The sequence below is a fragment of the Chryseobacterium sp. SIMBA_028 genome, from assembly GCF_046535285.1.
GTDB lineage: Bacteria > Bacteroidota > Bacteroidia > Flavobacteriales > Weeksellaceae > Chryseobacterium.
Genome location: NZ_JAWRWZ010000657.1, coordinates 1 through 248, shown reverse-complemented (window position 1 = coordinate 248; position 248 = coordinate 1). Strand labels below are relative to the sequence as shown.

The following is a 248-nucleotide window of genomic DNA, read 5'->3' as shown; positions in this document are numbered from 1 at the left end:
GCACGAAACCCGTTGCGCCGGGTCGCGGTCTGCGTCCTCGTGTTTCTTGTCTTCACCTTCGCGGTTTCCGTTTTCATGGAACGCCGCACGCCAATAACGGCGCAGGCGACGGTCAACGCCTATGTGGTCGGCATCGCGCCTGAAGTTTCCGGCCGGGTGGTAGATGTCGCGGTTTCCGACAACAGCCCGGTCGCCAAGGGTCAGATGCTGTTTCGCATCGATCCGCAGCAATACGAACTGGCGCTGGC

General features: G+C 61.7%; 1 protein-coding gene. It reads left to right on the top strand.

Going from position 1 to position 248, the window contains the following annotated elements; all coding sequences use genetic code 11:
• The coding region (locus SCA31_RS24865; protein ID WP_410699623.1) for a biotin/lipoyl-binding protein at positions 1 to 248 on the top strand (248 nt) is incomplete at both ends.